This is a genomic window from Natrononativus sp. DTA114, from assembly GCF_059736515.1.
The window spans coordinates 604,039-619,128 of sequence record NZ_JCASSN010000003.1 but is presented as its reverse complement, the minus strand read 5'-3'; the positions used below and the strand labels follow the sequence as shown (position 1 = coordinate 619,128).

Sequence of the window (15,090 nt, the reverse complement as noted above, 5' to 3'; positions counted from 1 at the left end):
TGGTGTACAACTGAATGTCGACAGGGGTTCTTATCGTGGACGACTCTCATTTTATGCGAAATCTCCTCGGACAGATTCTCGAACAGGAGTATCGCATCGTCGGAGAGGCGTCTAACGGAGCTGAAGCCGTCAAACTGTACAAAGAACGGGACCCCGACATCGTCATGATGGACATCGTGATGCCGAAGTGTAACGGCATCAAGGCGACCGCGGCGATCAAGAAGCTCGATCCCCGGTCGCGGGTCATCATGTGTACGAGTGTCGGGCAACGAGAGAAAATGAAACTGGCCGTGAAAGCCGGTGCGGACGGCTACGTGACGAAGCCGTTCGAAGAACCCAGCGTGCGGAAAGCCCTGGCTGACGTCGTCGCGGTATGACGTGCGTACTCGTTGTCGACGACTCGCAGTTCATGCGAACAGTCGTCGGCAACGCGCTCGAGACCGCCGGCTACGACGTCGAGACGGCCGCCAATGGCCACGAGGCCGTCGCCGCGGTCGACCGATACGAGCCGGCGGTGGTCACGATGGATGTCGAGATGCCGGGGCTGAGCGGAATCGACGCTACGGAACGAATCATGTCGGAGAACCCGACCGCGATCCTCATGCTCAGCGCTCACACCGAACGCGGCGCTGATGCGACTCTCGAGGCGCTCGAGCGAGGCGCAGTGGCGTTCCTGCACAAGCCCGACGGTTCGGGTTCGCGGAACATCGCCCACCTGGCGGACTCCGTCGTCGAAACGGTCGACGATCTCGTGGCGGCGGACGTCTCGTCGCTCGCGCTCGCGCGGGCCTCGGCGGCGGTTCACTCGACGGGGCCGGATCGCCGTCGACCGGTCGTCGCTGGCGGCGGGCCTGCGTCCCGGCCCGGGGCCGGCCCGTCTTCCACTCGAGGCGTTGTGGCCGGGCCAGCCGACAGCGTCGACGATCCGACGATCGTCGTCGGTGCATCGACGGGCGGGCCGAAGATAGTCGAACGACTGCTCGCGACGCTTCCGACCGACCTCGGCGCGAAACTGCTCGTCGTCCAGCACATGCCCCCGGACTTCACTGCGCGATTCGCCGCCCGGCTGGACGAGCGCAGCGAGTACGGCGTGCGGGAGGCGCGAGACGGCGACCGGATCGAATCCGGCGAGGCGCTCGTCGCCCCCGGCGGCTTCCACCTCGAGGTCGTCGCTAACGTCGGCGGCCGTCTCCGGGTGCGCCTCGACGATGGTGACCGCCTTCACGGCGTTCGCCCGGCGATCGACGTGACGATGCGGACCGCGGCCGACCGGGTCACGGACCCGCTCTGTGGCGTGGTCCTGAGCGGTATGGGGCGGGACGGCGCGGCGGGGATCGAGGCGATTGCCGACGTCGGCGGCAGGACCCTCGCACAGGACGAGGCGACGAGCCCCGTCTTCGGCATCCCGTCGCAGGCGATCGAAACCGGCTGTGTCGACACGGTCGTCCCCGCAGACGCACTCGCGGGCGAACTCGTCGACACCTTCACAACGAACGGTGAGAACGATGACTGACGACTACGTAATCGACTTCGTTCAAGAGAGCGAAGAGCACATCACGGAACTCAACAACGCGTTACTGGTCTTAGAGCAGACCCCCGACGACGAGGAGGCGATCGACGGTATCTTCCGGATCGCCCACACGCTGAAGGGGAACTGCGGTGCGATGGGCCTGACGCGAGCGAGCGACCTCGCTCACGCGCTCGAGGACCTCCTCGATGGAGTTCGGACCGATAGTATCGACGTTTCGGCCGACCTCATGGATACCGTTTTCGACGGCGTCGACGAACTCGAGGCGATGATCGCCGAACTCGAGGCGACCGGCGAGATCGAACGTGATCCGACGGAGACCATCGAGGCGATTCGGCGACAGGTCGAAACAGCCGGCGAGGGCGCTCGACCACAGTGGTCGGTGCCGACCGACGAGGAGATCGATGCCGTTCTCGCACGGTTCGAACCGCCGGCCAACGACGATCACGACGCGTTTCTCGTTCGGCTCGAAATTGCGGACGACAGCACGGTAAACGGAGCGCGGGTCGTCGAGGCACTGGTAGACGCGTTCGAACTCATCGGAACCGATCCCTCTCGCGAGGCGATCGAGAACGGCACGTACGGCGCCCGGTTCGACGCGGTCTTCGCGAGCGCCGTCGGCGAGGCGGCGATCGCGTCCGCGCTCGAGCCGGTCGGCGCCGTCGATACCTTCGAGATCGTCGCGGTGACGGATCGGCTCGCGGGCTCGGAAACGGCGTTCGACGACGAACCGTCCGGCGAAGGGCTCTCCAGCGAGGACGCACAGGACCTCGAGGTCGACGACCTGCTCGAGGAGTTCGAGGAGTTCGACGATCTCGATTCGATGGTCGAAGCGGAGGACGACGACCTCGACCTCTTCGACGACATGGGCGATGCCGGGTCGTTCGACGACCTGCTCGGCGAGGAGCGCGAGCGCGTCGTCGACGACGCACCACCGGCGGAGAGCGCCGAGGAGTCGGCAGTCGCGAGCGACTCGACCGACGAACCGGCCGCCGGCGACGCGAACGACGTCTTCGCCGAACTCAAAGACGAAGTCGAGATGGTCGGCTTCGACGAACTCCAGGACGAACTCGACGAACTCGAGTTCGACGAGTTCGACAGCGACGACGAGGTCGGTATGGACGAGTTGCTCGGCGACGATTTCGACGACGACGATTCGTTCCTCGGCGTCGACGAAGACGAAAAGTGGGCAGAACCGACGGCCGGAGAGCCGGCGGCGCTCGAGGACGACGCGGTTGCCGACGAGGTCGACGCGGTTGCAGGCGATGCGACTGTCGACGACGTTGAGGCAGTTGCTGACGGCGCGGTTGCAGACGACGTCGGTGTCGATGACGACGAGACGATCGTGGACACCTCCCGTATCGACGAGAACGCGGGCCACGACGAAGGCGCGGTCGCTGACGACGGCGCCTTCTCGGATGTCGAGGACGACACCGAGTCGGCGGAGGCGGACGTCACCGTCTCGTTCGACGACGGCTCTGCCGAGGAGGCGGAGACGACGGCCGACGACGGTGGCGACGACCGTGAGACTGACACTCCGCTCGAGACGAGCGAGGACACCGACGACGAGGTCGACACGGACGGAACGCGGGCGGACGACCGGATCGAAGCCGAGTCGGTTCCCGAGCCGGCGTGGGAGGACGACTTCGGCGCGTTCGAACCGGATGACAACGCGCCCGGTTCCGATTCCGCCGAGGCTGACTTCGACGTCGGCTTCGACGACGGAGCCGACTCGCTCGACAGTGTCGACGCCACGGCCGACGGCACCTTCGACGACTTCGACGAGGATTCGAGCGCCGTGACGTTCGATCCGCTCGAAACGGATGCTGACCCGGACGCCGGCTTCGAAACGACCGCTGATACCGACGCCGGCTTCGAGACGACAGCCGACCTCGAGACCGACGACTCGTTCGTCGAGTTCGGCGACGAGTCGGATAGCTTCGATGCGACGGCTGAGGTCGACGACAGCGTGGGTTTCACGGAGTCGTCCGCGGACGACGAGTCGGCGTCTACCGATCGAGTCGCCGACGAGACGCCACCGATGCAGATCCCGGATATCACCGTTCCGGAGCCGCCCGAGCGGACGACTGCCGACCGGGAGAGCGAACAGCAATCGGTTCGCGTCGACGTCGAGCAGGTCGACTCGTTGCTCACACTCGTCGAGGGTCTGGTGACGAGCCGGGTTCGGCTGCGTCATGCGATCGACACCGGTGCGGACCGGCAGACGATCGCTCGAGAACTCGACGACCTCGAGGGACTCACGACCGATCTCCAGGAGACGGTGATGGACGTCCGGCTGGTCCCGCTCCAGACGGCGGTCAACCGGCTGCCGCGCGTCGTCCGTGACATCGCCAGAGAGCAAGAGAAGGACGTCGCTCTGGAGATTTCCGGTGAAGACGTCGAACTCGACCGGAGTATTCTCGATCGGATCGGCGATCCGCTGATCCACCTGGTCCGGAACGCTGTCGATCACGGCATCGAACCGCCGGCCGACCGGGAGGACGCGGAGAAACCCCCCGAAGGGAGCATCGAGGTCCGGGCGACCCGGTCCCGAGATCGCGTGCAGATCGTCGTCGAAGACGACGGCAGCGGCCTCGACCCCGAACGGTTGCGCGAGGCTGCCGTCGAGGCGGAGGTCCTCACCGAGGCCGAAGCCGCCGATCTCACGGACGACGATGCCTACGACCTGATCTTCCATCCCGGCCTCTCAACAGCCGGGGAGGTGACCGACGTTAGCGGCCGCGGCGTCGGGATGGACGCCGTCAAGCGGACCATCGAAGACCTCGACGGCACCGTGACCGTCGACAGCGACCCCGGAGCCGGGACGACGGTGACGATGACCCTTCCGGTGACCGTTGCCATCGCCGACGTACTCTTTCTGGAGTGTGGCGGCGAGGAGTTCGGGATCCCGGTCAAGGCGGTACAGGATATCGAACCGGCGAGGGCGACCGAAACCGTCGACGGTGACGAGGTGCTGTCGACGGACGACGCGGAGCTTCCGGTCGTCGACCTTGCCGACGCCCTCGAAACCGCCGGCACCGGGACGGACGACGGAATGGTGGTCCGTATCCGCGATGCGGTACGGCCGGTCGCGCTCCGCTGCGACACCGTTTTTGACCAGCAAGAGGTCGTTGTCAAGCCCTTCGAGGGCTTCATGAGCGACGTCTCCGGCTTGAGCGGGGCGACGGTTCGTGGTCGCGGAAAGGTCGTTACCATTCTGGACGTGACAGAACTATGATCGATAGTACACACACCGAAGGCGAGTACAGACACGGAACTGAACACCCACGGAGCAACCTATGACGCTGAAAGTCGACATTCGCAAGCTGAGTTTCATCAACGAAATGGGCAAGGTCGGGACGAACGGCGTCGCCGATAACATGAGTAAACTCACGGGTCAGGACGCCCAGATGGAGGTCACGAAAACGAACTTCATCGACGTCGACGACATCCAGTCCCAGCTCGAGCCGGGCAAGCGCGTCGGCGTTCGCGTTCGACTGCTCGACCCCCCGCACGGTCACATCCTTATCCTCTTTCCGGAAGCGAGCGCCAAGAAGATCACCGCGATCATGCTCAACGACGTCGTCGACGACATGTCGGCGGTCTCCGGGAAAATGGCCAGGAGCGCCGTCGAGGAGATGGGGAATATGATGGCGAGTGGCTTCATCGACGGCTGGGCGAACGTCCTGGGGCGAGCGATCGACATCGCCGCGCCGCAGCTGGTGTACGCGCCGGCGGGCGACATCGTCGTGCGAACCGCCGGCCTCGGTGGCGACGATCTCGCGCTGTTTTTCGACTCGGATCTGTCGGTTCCGAGCTACCAGATCGAAGCCGAAATCTACGCCTTCCCCGAACTCGAGGAGTTCGTCGAAATGGTCAACGGCATCGATGTTCAACCCGCATGAAACTCGACGTTAACGCCCTTGGGACGTTTTACCGCATGGCTCGCGAAGGCGCCGGGCTCGCCGCCGGCCGGCTCACCAAGATGACCGGCGTCGAGACCCAGGTTGGCATCACGAAACTCAACTTCATGCGCGGCGGGGAGATCCGCCACGAGTTCGACGACGGCGTCGAGAAAGTCGGCATCCGTGTCGAACTCACCGGCGGGCTCGACGGCCACTCCGTCGTCGTCTTCGACCGCGAGAGCGCGTTCCGCATCGTCGAGATGCTCATCGCAGAGGCCGGCGTCGAGGAGTTCGACGAGATGGGCCAGAGCGCCGCGACGGAGGTCGGCCAGGTGATGAACAGCGGCTTCATCGACGGCTGGGCCGACGTCCTCGAGACGGTGATCGACGTCTCGACCCCCGAGTTCATCGAGGGGGCGACTGCCGAGCCGTTTCTCGACGATATCGAGGAGGCCCCCGACGAGGGCGACCTCGCCTTGCTCTTCCAGAGCCAGATCGAGGCCGTCGGCACGGAGATCAGCTTCGACCACTACCTGTTCCCGAAGCGGGAGTCGATGGCCCGGTTGCTAGAGCGCCTCCGGGCGAACGACGGCATCGAGTACGACAAACTCGAGGGGTTCGACCGGATGGCCGAACAGGGCGCAGAGGAGGTCGCGAAGACGGCGACCACGCTCACCGGTATCGACACGAGCGTCGAGATCCGCCGGCTCAATTTCGTCTCTCTCGAGACGATCCCCGAGCAGATGGCCGAAGAGATGCTCGTCGGCGTCGCCTTCGAGTTCGACGGCACGCCGAGTGGCTACCTCCTGTTCCTGTTCGACGAGGAGTCCGCCCACGAGATCGTCGACGCGATGGTGCCGATGGAGACCGACGGCGAGGCGTTCGACGAGATGGGGACGAGCGCGATCAAAGAGCTCGGAAACATCATGGCCAGCGGCTTCCTGGACGGCTGGGCGAACGTCCTGGATACGACGATCGACCATTCGCCGCCCGAGTTCATCCACGACTACGGGGCGGCCGCGGTGGATCCCGTGATCATCCAGCTCGGCGAGAACCAGGAGTTCGCGTTCGTCTTCGACACGGTCGTCACCGCCGACGGTCGCGAGTTCGACTGTGACATCTACGCGATTCCGGACGAATCCGACCTCGAGCGCGCGCTGAACGACCTCGACGTCGACCGCATCGCGGAGACGCCGACCACCGCGACGTTTCAGGAACTCGAGCAGACATGAAGACGTACGGAAGCGAACCGGGCGCGCCCGATCCGGTCCAGGTCGGTATCTCCGAACTCGTCGTCAGCGAGGGCGATGATACGCTCAAGTCCTACGGTCTCGGTTCGTGTCTCGCGATCGCCCTCTACGATCCCGACTCCGATATCGGCGGGCTCGCACACGTGATGCTCCCCGACGGTGACACCGTCGACAACAGCGATGCCAAGCCCGGCAAGTACGCCGACACCGCAATCCGCGCCCTCCTGCGGCGAATGGTCGAACGGGGCGCGAGCTACACCTCCGTCGAGGCCAAGATCGCCGGCGGCAGCGACATGTTTCAGTTCGAGAGCTTCGGCGAGGGCGTCGGCAACCGGAACGTCGCCGCGGCCAAAGAAGAACTCGAGAAACTCGGCGTCCCCCTCATCGCCGAAGACGTCGGCGGCGACGTCGGCCGGACCGTCGAATTCACGCCCGGTAGCGGCGTCCTCTCCGTTCGAACGGCCGACGGCGGGCAGGGAGTGTCCGAACTGTGACCGACGCCTTCGACGCGCTCCTCGAGTACGTCGAGGACGAACTCGGCTTCGCGACGAGCCACTACAACGACAGCTACCTCGACCGACGGGTCTCTTCGCGGATGCGCCGAACTCAGTGTGAGTGCCACGAGACGTACTTCGAGTTGCTCCGCGCGGAGCCCGCCGAACAGGTCGCCCTCCTCGAGTCGATGAGCATCAACGTCACCGGCTTTTTCAGAAACCCCGAGGTGTGGGACGGCCTCCGATCGGTGTTGCGCACGCTCTCCGCGGAGAACGAGCGCGTTCACGTCTGGAGTGCCGCCTGTGCCGACGGCCGCGAACCGTACTCGCTGTCGATGCTCGCTCACGCCGACCCGCAGATCGACGCCTCGTCGGTCCACATTCTCGCGACCGACATCAGCGACGATGCCCTCGAGACCGCCCGGCGTGGCGTCTACGAGGAGTCACGAACGGTCGACATCGGCTCCCAACTCGAGTATCTGCCGACATACCGGGCGTACGTCGACCGCGAGGGGCAGCGCTATCGGGTTGACGACGCGATCAAACGCCCCGTCACGTTCAAACGCCACGACCTGATCAACGACGACCCGAAGTCGGGATTCGACCTCGTCGTCTGCCGCAACCTGTTCATCTACATCGACACCGACTACAAGCGATCGATGCTCGAGACGCTCGCCCGATCGCTACGAGCCGGAGGCTATCTGACGATCGGCAAGGCCGAGACGATCCCCCCCTCGCTCAAATCCGGGTTCACGAACCACGATAGCCGACTCCGGATCTACCAGCGAGCCCTCGAGTCACCGCAGGTACACTGACGGTCGACGACCCGCTCGAGCGCGTTCACGATCGGTGTGGCTTCTCTTTTCCGATGTCCACTCTCGTACAACGAGACCGTGGGGACTCAGCCGAGTCTCGAAGAGCCTCAGTTATCTCGCACCGTGTCCGCCCGCGAGGACCCGAGCAGTTACCGTGCGTATGCCAGATCGAATCTGGGGTGGTTCACCGACAGGTGGTCTCGGTACTACATCACGTTGGACGAACCGGTTGGGCCGACGGACTCGCCGGTCCCGTCAGCCGTACGCAAAAAACGAAACGGGTCCGCGGCTTAGCGGTCGTCGCCGAACGTGAAGATATCGTCGTCGTCCGATTCCGAGTCCTCATCGGACGACTCCGAGGCGCTCTCGGTACCGTCGTCAGAGTCACCGTTCGGTGCGAGCGGATCGACGTCCGCGCCCGAATCGAGATCCTCGTCGACCGGTTCGGCAGGCATCGGTTCTGCAGGCATCGGTTCTGCGGACGGTGATCCGTCCCCGGGGAGCGTCTCCTCGACCGAATCTGCTGGTTCGTCCGACTGTTCACTACCCGAGTCCGCCGGGTCGAACTGATCTGCCGAGTCCGCGGGCAACTCGAAGTCCGCCTGCTCGTTGGCCGGTTCGTCGAGGATGTCGTTCTCGTCGTGGGCGACTTCGAGCGGGAACTCCTCGCCGAGTTCGATCTCGGCGTCGGTGTCGAAGCGGTCGAGCGCCTCGGAAAGCTGTGACGCCTGGCTCGCGAGATCGCCTGCACTGCGGGACACCTCGGTGAGCGCGGTCGTCTGCTCTTCGGCGGCTGCCGCGACGTTCTCGCTTTCGGCGGAGGTCTGCTCGGAGATCGACGCCGCGTCGTCGACCATCGCGACGGCCTCCTGGGTCGATGCCGCCTGCTCTTCGCTTGCCGCGGAGATCTCCTGGACGCCGGTGTTCGTCTCCTCGGCGTAGTCGGCGATCTCGTCGAGTGCGTCGGCCGCTCGCTCGACGGAGTCGGTGTGTTCGGAGACCCGGTCACTCGTGAGCTGGACCTCGGTTGCGGTCCGTTCGGTCTGTTCCTGGATCTGCTCGAGACGGTCCTCGATGTCTTCGGCGGCCTGTTTCGTCTCTTCTGCGAGCTCTTTGACTTCGCCCGCGACGACCGAGAATCCTTCGCCGGAGTCGCCCGAGCGCGCCGCCTCGATGTTGGCGTTGAGCGCGAGCATGTTGGTCTGCTCTGCGACCTCGGTAATGAACTCGATCAGTTCGTCGATCTGTTCCATCTCGGCCTCGAGGCGCTCGATTTCGGCGACCGCCTGTTCGGATTCGGCTTCGATGTCGTTCATCCCCTCGATCGCGTCCTCGGCAGCGTCCCGACCGCGGGCACCCGTGTTGGCGGTGCGCTCTGCGATGTCGGCGACCTGGTTCGAGGAGGCGGCGATCTGCTCGATCGTCGTCGAGAGACCGTTCATCTCGTAGGTGACCGACTGGAGGCTCTCGTTCTGGCGGTCGGCACCGTCGGAGATCTCCTGGACCGACTCGGTGACCTGCTCGGAGGCAGATCGGACCTCCTCGCTCGAGGCGGTTACCTGCTCGGAGGCCGTCGCGACCTCGTTTGCGAACGCCTTGAGCCCGCCGGTCGTCTCTTCGATCTCGGAAACCATCTCGTTGAACTCGACGGCGATCTCCGCCATCGCCTCGTTATCGGTTTCGGTGTCCATTCGCGCCGTGAGATCACCGTCGGCACAGACCTGCATCACGTCGCTGTACTCGTCGGCTTTCGCCTCGAGGTGGTGGTTGATTCGCTCCGTCTCGGTTCGGGCCTGCTCGGCCTCTTCGCGGGCGTCTTGTGCCTCCTGAATCTGCGCTTTGAGCGAATCGCGCATGTTGGCGAACCCACCGTAAAGCTGGCCGATACTGTCGACGCGCTGGGTTTCGAACTCCACGTCAAGGTCGCCATCTTCCATTCGCTCTGCTTTCGTCGTCAGCCGATCGATCGACCGGGAGGTGCTCCGGCCAATGAGGCCGCCGATACCGACGATCAACAGGATCGCACCGGCGGACGCGTAGAGGCCGTAGTCGCTGACGGTGTTGACGAACCCGTACGCTTCACTTTCCGGGGTGTGAGTGATCACAACCCATTCGCTGCCTTCGGTCACGCGCATCGCGGTCGCGAGGTACTCATCGTCCTCGTAGCCGCTCCCAACGGATGCACTCAGCGCGTTTCCTGCCGTACCGATCCTGTTGAGTTCCGGTTCGTGGGCGTCCTCCCCGAGATAGATGTCGTTGTCGTACGTCTCACCGAAGGATTCGCCCGCGGGGTCCATGACGATCGTCCCTTCGCCGTTCTCATCGACGTTGACGATGTAGGAGACGCTGCCGTCCGCGTTGATCATCTCGCCGGAGTACGCCTCCAGATCCATCGACATAATGACGAAGTGCTCGCTGTCACCGGCAACCATCGCGTAGTTCAACACGGGCGTCCCATCATCGGCAACGTCGGCGCCGAGGAGCAGTGGTTCGGAGGTCCACTCGCCGGAGTTGGTGATTACTTCCGAGATTTCGAACATCTCGGACCACTCTTCGTCGACCTCGTCGAACGACGCCTCGTGCAGTTCGTCGTTCGAACTGTGGACGACGACCTCGTCGTTGATGTTTATGTGATGGAGCGCATGTATCCCGTCCTCACTGCTTTCTGCCGAGGAGAGATACTGGCGCTCTCGGTCTTCGTCCTGGACCTGTTTGGCTATGCTTTCAACGAGTAGTTCGTTGCGATCGTTCCACTGTTCGACGTTCCGGGCCTCGTGGTGGGCAAGCGTCTCCTGGTCGGCTTCCACTCGCTGTTCGACCTCGCCAGCGATCTGGTCCGTACCCAGATACCCGACTGCCCCCACGGAAACTCCAAGAATGAGCAACGCGATCATGAACTTTGCCGCGAAGCTCTTTCTGATGAATTTTGGTAGTACTCTGCGAACCGGGCCTAACATACGACGGATAACCGTCCTCACTCCAGATAAAACCTTACCTAAGATTATCACGTCTGAGAATACTTTTTGCGTCGAACGAGGCTGGTTTCAGAGCGGATCGATCGATACATGTCACGTCCGCGAGAATCGTCTCGTAATGTCAGAGTTCGACCGTCGCTCGTTCGTCGCACGGACGCAGGCGCTGGTCGACGCCTCGCCACCAGCCACTCGGACGGAGACGCGGGTCCACCTCGTCGATCCCCTGCTTGCGACGCTCGGCTGGGATCCGCAGACGGACGCCAGCGGGGACGAAACGGTCGCCGGGCTGTCGCTCGAGTACGTCTGTTCGATCGACGACACGCCGGCGCTGTTCGTCGCCGTCGAGGCTTTTACCGACCCGCTCACCGACGACCGGACCACTGCAATCGAAGCGGTCATGGACCGAACCGGCGTCGACAGAGCACTGTACACCAACGGACGGACGCTACGGTTGCTCGCCCACAGCAGCGATGGACCCGACCGACTGACCATCGACTGGTCGGCCATCCCGGACCACGAGTCCGCACTCTCGGCGCTCTCGCGCCGGACTCTCGTCGCTCGACTCGAGAGCGAGACACGCGCCCTCGCCGCCCGGCGGTTGGCGCTCCGCCACGACGACCTCGTTGTCGCGATAGCAGACGAACTGGCGATCGTCGCCGGCCACGAGGTCGAACCGGCGCTCGAGGTCGCGACCGACCGATTCCTCGAAACGCTCGTGGACGAACTCGCTGGCCCCGTACCCACGGAAACCACCCCCAACCGAACGGCCGGTGAACCCGATTCGACAGCCGAGCAACACCCCGACGTCGGCGACGCCAGCGACCTCGAGCGAGACACCGGTTCGGATCCCGACCGCTCGAGTGAGAATCCATCCCCGGGCAACGATACCGAAAAACCGACGTCGGAGTCCGAGTCGCCGGTCGCCAGCGACCACCCCGCCGATGGTGAGTACGTCGTCAGGTTCTTCGGCGACCGCGGCTCCGTCGGCGCGATCGGCCACTCGACGCCCGCAGGGGCGCTCGTCCACGCCGCGGAGTTCCTCCTCGAGCGCGGTCTCTCCGGGGTGGAACTCCCCTGGGAGGTCGACGGGGAGGTCGTGCTTGCCGGGGAGGCGCTCGAGGAACCGTGTCGCCAGCTCTCGAACGGCTGGTATCTGAATACGGCTGGGGATCGGGAGAAACTGTCTGGGTGGGTCGAGGAGTTGGCGTCTCGAGCGGGGTTACGGGCGATGTTGCGGGGCGATTGGGAGAGTTAGTAGTCGATGTCGACGACGACGATCTGGACGGTTACGCGCTCAGCTGAGCACTCGTATTGGCCATTTTCCGGATCGCTATCCCATTCGCTCTCGAGTACCGTCTCCCAGGCCTGCTCTCGTGGACCATCGACCTCGATGGTGACTTCCGTTTCATCCTCGAACGTTTCGGCATAGCGTACCGGATCGCCCGACTTGTCGATCGTGATCTCCTGTCCACTCTGACTCTGTAGTGACCGCTGGTCGGCGTCGATCACGACGAGTGAAACGAACGCGGTTTCGTCCGAACACCGAACTCGAGGTTCTGTAAGCGGAACGCTGCCACCGCTATCTTCGTTGTGCCGGAACACGCCCCCACCCTCGTACGCGATAATGGAAGAACCGCGTTGGTACTCAAGGGCACCGAGTTCGATAGGGTCCCCCCACGGTTGGTCGCTTTCGCCATCGACCGAAATCTCGAGTGTCGTCCCCTCGTCACCCGTACTCAGTGTTCCTTCTCGGAGGGCAATCTCACCCGAGCGTTCGTCAATAGCGTCGTAGCGCAGCACGTCGTTGAAGTTGTCCGCGAGGGCGTCCATCGCCCGCTCGGCGTTGTGAAGCTGTTCGCCCTCCTGGTAGTCCTCCATGGCCTGAAAGCCGGTGACGTACAGAAGCCCGACCGAGCCGATGATGATCGCGAACACGAGGACGAAGCCCATGACTTCGCTGACTGCGCGATCTCGGCCGTCACTGCCAGAATCAATTACTCGAGTCATGCGTTCTGAATCGAAACCCCCTCGTCTCCCTCAGAGACGATTTCGATGCTACCGCCGCGGGCCTCACTATCTTCGGCGACATTGGCCGATACTGGAACAAACACCGTCACGTCCTCGTTGTCGGCAGACAGTTTCAGACAGGAGTCTTTTATTTCATTTCCATTCTCATCTTCATATTCTCTGATCATCCAGGCACCCGGTTCGTCACATTCATCGTACAACTCGACCGTATACGTCGAACTGGCAACTCGTTGAGGGTGTGATGTTCGAAGCGTTACTTTGTCATCGTCCTCCGTTGCCAGTCGATCGGCATCCGAGAGTTCGCCCGATAACCGCTCGCCGATCGTCTCCAGTGAGCCATCCGCGCTTCGTTCGGTTTCGGACTCGAGGAGCGAGCCGGCTCCGAGCATAAGTCCAGAGATAAGAATTGCCGTAATACCGAGTGTTAGGACGTGCGTGACGGTGATTGAGACAGCGCGATCGTCATCGCTGAATCGTCTCCGTGCCGCTGCCATCAGCTACCACCTCCATCCCTTGGCGGACAATTTTCGATAGAAATGTCTTCGAGAGTTTTTACGGTGGTAACATCGTTTGACTCGTAGACAAACGTTAGAGTCACTGTATCATCATCCAGACTGATATCATCATCATCGATGTCGTGGATGAATACAACTGCCGAGCTCGAACTCGTCACCGAATTTTGATGCAGGTCCGCGAATTCCAGGAGATCTGTACGAATGTCCTCTTTAATTTGTTCTTTCTCATCATCGTCTTCACCTTCTTCAAACCCATCGACTTCATCAATGTAGCAACCAACGCCCTGTTTGATCTCGAGTTCGACCGTACTCACATGTGCCGTTTCACTACTCGTCCCGCTCGTCGAAACCGTCTGTGTATACAGCAGTCCATTGAATACCACGACGACGCCGAGAATGATGAACGCGATTGCAATCGCGGAGACGAGAATCAACTGCCCTCGTTCTCGAACTTCGGTTACCACACAATCACCCGGACTTCAACGAGGTTGTAGATTGGACTTTCATCACCCTCATCGTGCTTTGGAATGACGTGGTCGGAGTTCTGAAGCGACGTACCACCATGGTCGGGGGCGGTCAAGGGCTGATCATCATACAGCGTCACAGTATAGCTTGACGTGACCGCCGTCGAACTCGGCGATCCTTGATAGACGAAATACTGCACCTCGTCGCTTTCTTCGCTCTGTCCCTCGTAGACGAGTTCGACGTTGTAGTTCTGACCTCGTTCACCGAACCGTTCCTCGAGAATTTCACCGAGGAGGCTTATCTCAGAGAATTTCTCTGCAGTATATGCTGTCGACGCCGATGGTGCATCGCTTTCGTAGAACTCATCGCCGCTGTCGTTCCAGTAGCGGAGTGTCTCGGACAGATCACCCTCGTTCTCCGCAACGACCAACGCGTCCTGCACCTCCTGTTGGGTCTGTGCCTGACTCGAGCGATCTACCGCCCCGCCGGTCGTCGGCGTGATAACGACCGCCTGAAGGGCAAACAACACCGCCATGAGGACGACGATCGCGCCGATGAATCCCTCGAGGGTGTACGCCTGTCCACGATCGTTGTTTGTTCGTCTCATCTTACCACACCCTCACGATCAGCCGACAGGCAGGATCGCAGTCCGCCCCATCAACTTCGACGGTGACGATTCGGCTCGCACTGGCCGCAGTTTGGCCGTCTTCGTATTCGTCACCAACATTCCATTCTGGTCCACTATCGAGAGGTTCTATCTCGATATTCACTCGATCGATAGTCGTTCCTCCCTCGATCGTTCGTTGTCCCAAATCGATCGCATCTATTCGGTCCTCGAAGTCACCCTGGCCGTTGAACTCACCTCCGTCATTCTGGAGATGGTTCGGCCTATCGCCCTCGAGTTCGCTCACAACCTCCCCAGCAATCCGATCCGCCTGCGCCTGCTCCGCACTCCCGACCGACGAATCGAACGGTGTCAGCAGCGACGGAACGAACGAGAAGACGAAGGCCATCGCCAGCAGGAAGACGCCGATGCCGACGACGAAGTCCTGGGTGGTCTGGCCGCGCTCTGCGAGCGAGAGCGAAACGCTTCGTGGACGACTCGAGCCCGCCAT

At 62.7% G+C, this 15,090-nt stretch carries 14 protein-coding genes; 8 read left to right on the top strand and 6 right to left on the bottom strand.

Features of this window, described 5'->3' with window-relative positions; genetic code table 11:
- Positions 1-14 precede the first annotated feature (14 nt).
- The 7 genes from AC6I6S_RS13265 to AC6I6S_RS13235 all read left to right on the top strand — a co-directional run bounded on the left by AC6I6S_RS13265 (position 15) and on the right by AC6I6S_RS13235 (position 7,992).
- A complete protein-coding gene (locus AC6I6S_RS13265; RefSeq protein ID WP_497950746.1) occupies positions 15-377 on the top strand; it encodes a response regulator in 363 nt (120 codons plus the stop codon).
- Entirely contained in the window at positions 374-1,513 is a 1,140-nt protein-coding gene (cheB, locus tag AC6I6S_RS13260) for a chemotaxis-specific protein-glutamate methyltransferase CheB (RefSeq protein WP_497950744.1), read from the top strand. Before AC6I6S_RS13265 ends, cheB begins: the two co-directional genes overlap by 4 nt.
- On the top strand, positions 1,506-4,766 hold the full coding sequence (locus AC6I6S_RS13255; RefSeq protein ID WP_497950742.1) for an Hpt domain-containing protein: 3,261 nt from the start codon (positions 1,506-1,508) through the stop codon (positions 4,764-4,766). The genes cheB and AC6I6S_RS13255 overlap by 8 nt, the downstream gene beginning before the upstream one ends.
- A 61-nt stretch (positions 4,767-4,827) precedes the next feature.
- Positions 4,828-5,433 (top strand): chemotaxis protein CheC, encoded by a 606-nt coding sequence (locus AC6I6S_RS13250; protein ID WP_497950740.1) that lies wholly within the window; start codon positions 4,828-4,830, stop codon positions 5,431-5,433.
- A complete protein-coding gene (locus AC6I6S_RS13245) occupies positions 5,430-6,665 on the top strand; it encodes a chemotaxis protein CheC (RefSeq protein ID WP_497950739.1) in 1,236 nt (411 codons plus the stop codon). The genes AC6I6S_RS13250 and AC6I6S_RS13245 overlap by 4 nt, the downstream gene beginning before the upstream one ends.
- Positions 6,662-7,177 (top strand): chemotaxis protein CheD, encoded by a 516-nt coding sequence (locus AC6I6S_RS13240; protein WP_497950738.1) that lies wholly within the window; start codon positions 6,662-6,664, stop codon positions 7,175-7,177. The genes AC6I6S_RS13245 and AC6I6S_RS13240 overlap by 4 nt, the downstream gene beginning before the upstream one ends.
- The gene (locus tag AC6I6S_RS13235; protein ID WP_497950736.1) at positions 7,174-7,992 is read left to right on the top strand and encodes a CheR family methyltransferase; all 819 of its coding nucleotides are present in this window, start codon (positions 7,174-7,176) and stop codon (positions 7,990-7,992) included. The genes AC6I6S_RS13240 and AC6I6S_RS13235 overlap by 4 nt, the downstream gene beginning before the upstream one ends.
- A 290-nt stretch (positions 7,993-8,282) precedes the next feature.
- Here AC6I6S_RS13235 and AC6I6S_RS13230 read toward each other — a convergent pair whose 3' ends face one another.
- Positions 8,283-10,886, bottom strand: a complete 2,604-nt coding sequence (locus tag AC6I6S_RS13230; protein ID WP_497950734.1) for a methyl-accepting chemotaxis protein — start codon at positions 10,884-10,886, stop codon at positions 8,283-8,285.
- Positions 10,887-11,085: 199 nt separating this feature from the next.
- On the opposite strand from AC6I6S_RS13230, the gene AC6I6S_RS13225 reads away from it, so the two are divergent.
- A complete protein-coding gene (locus AC6I6S_RS13225) occupies positions 11,086-12,222 on the top strand; it encodes a hypothetical protein (RefSeq protein WP_497950732.1) in 1,137 nt (378 codons plus the stop codon).
- On the opposite strand, the gene AC6I6S_RS13220 is transcribed toward AC6I6S_RS13225, so the two are convergent.
- The 5 genes from AC6I6S_RS13220 to AC6I6S_RS13200 are packed head-to-tail and all read right to left on the bottom strand — an operon-like array spanning position 12,219 to position 15,090.
- The gene (locus tag AC6I6S_RS13220) at positions 12,219-12,974 is read right to left on the bottom strand and encodes a DUF7289 family protein (protein WP_497950730.1); all 756 of its coding nucleotides are present in this window, start codon (positions 12,972-12,974) and stop codon (positions 12,219-12,221) included. The two genes, AC6I6S_RS13225 and AC6I6S_RS13220, sit on opposite strands and share 4 nt — an antisense overlap.
- Entirely contained in the window at positions 12,971-13,489 is a 519-nt protein-coding gene (locus AC6I6S_RS13215; RefSeq protein WP_497950728.1) for a DUF7266 family protein, read from the bottom strand. The genes AC6I6S_RS13220 and AC6I6S_RS13215 overlap by 4 nt, the downstream gene beginning before the upstream one ends.
- Complete coding sequence (locus AC6I6S_RS13210; protein ID WP_497950726.1) at positions 13,489-13,974, bottom strand: DUF7261 family protein; 486 nt, start codon at positions 13,972-13,974, stop codon at positions 13,489-13,491. The genes AC6I6S_RS13215 and AC6I6S_RS13210 overlap by 1 nt, the downstream gene beginning before the upstream one ends.
- Positions 13,968-14,582 carry a DUF7288 family protein gene (locus tag AC6I6S_RS13205; RefSeq protein ID WP_497950724.1) on the bottom strand — a complete coding sequence of 205 codons (615 nt, stop codon included), beginning with the start codon at positions 14,580-14,582 and terminating at the stop codon, positions 13,968-13,970. Before AC6I6S_RS13205 ends, AC6I6S_RS13210 begins: the two co-directional genes overlap by 7 nt.
- Position 14,583: 1 nt before the next feature.
- On the bottom strand, positions 14,584-15,090 hold the full coding sequence (locus tag AC6I6S_RS13200) for a DUF7287 family protein (RefSeq protein WP_497950722.1): 507 nt from the start codon (positions 15,088-15,090) through the stop codon (positions 14,584-14,586).

What these genes read in the sequence shown, in the direction of transcription:
- AC6I6S_RS13265 (WP_497950746.1), top strand. Translation starts at nt 15, where the DNA reads ATGTCGACAGGGGTTCTTATCGTGGACGACTCTCATTTTATGCGAAAT.
- cheB (WP_497950744.1), top strand. Translation starts at nt 374, where the DNA reads ATGACGTGCGTACTCGTTGTCGACGACTCGCAGTTCATGCGAACAGTC.
- AC6I6S_RS13255 (WP_497950742.1), top strand. Translation starts at nt 1,506, where the DNA reads ATGACTGACGACTACGTAATCGACTTCGTTCAAGAGAGCGAAGAGCAC.
- AC6I6S_RS13250 (WP_497950740.1), top strand. Translation starts at nt 4,828, where the DNA reads ATGACGCTGAAAGTCGACATTCGCAAGCTGAGTTTCATCAACGAAATG.
- AC6I6S_RS13245 (WP_497950739.1), top strand. Translation starts at nt 5,430, where the DNA reads ATGAAACTCGACGTTAACGCCCTTGGGACGTTTTACCGCATGGCTCGC.
- AC6I6S_RS13240 (WP_497950738.1), top strand. Translation starts at nt 6,662, where the DNA reads ATGAAGACGTACGGAAGCGAACCGGGCGCGCCCGATCCGGTCCAGGTC.
- AC6I6S_RS13230 (WP_497950734.1), bottom strand. Translation starts at nt 10,886, where the DNA reads ATGATCGCGTTGCTCATTCTTGGAGTTTCCGTGGGGGCAGTCGGGTAT.
- AC6I6S_RS13225 (WP_497950732.1), top strand. Translation starts at nt 11,086, where the DNA reads ATGTCAGAGTTCGACCGTCGCTCGTTCGTCGCACGGACGCAGGCGCTG.
- AC6I6S_RS13220 (WP_497950730.1), bottom strand. Translation starts at nt 12,974, where the DNA reads ATGACTCGAGTAATTGATTCTGGCAGTGACGGCCGAGATCGCGCAGTC.
- AC6I6S_RS13215 (WP_497950728.1), bottom strand. Translation starts at nt 13,489, where the DNA reads ATGGCAGCGGCACGGAGACGATTCAGCGATGACGATCGCGCTGTCTCA.
- AC6I6S_RS13205 (WP_497950724.1), bottom strand. Translation starts at nt 14,582, where the DNA reads ATGAGACGAACAAACAACGATCGTGGACAGGCGTACACCCTCGAGGGA.
- AC6I6S_RS13200 (WP_497950722.1), bottom strand. Translation starts at nt 15,090, where the DNA reads ATGGCGGGCTCGAGTCGTCCACGAAGCGTTTCGCTCTCGCTCGCAGAG.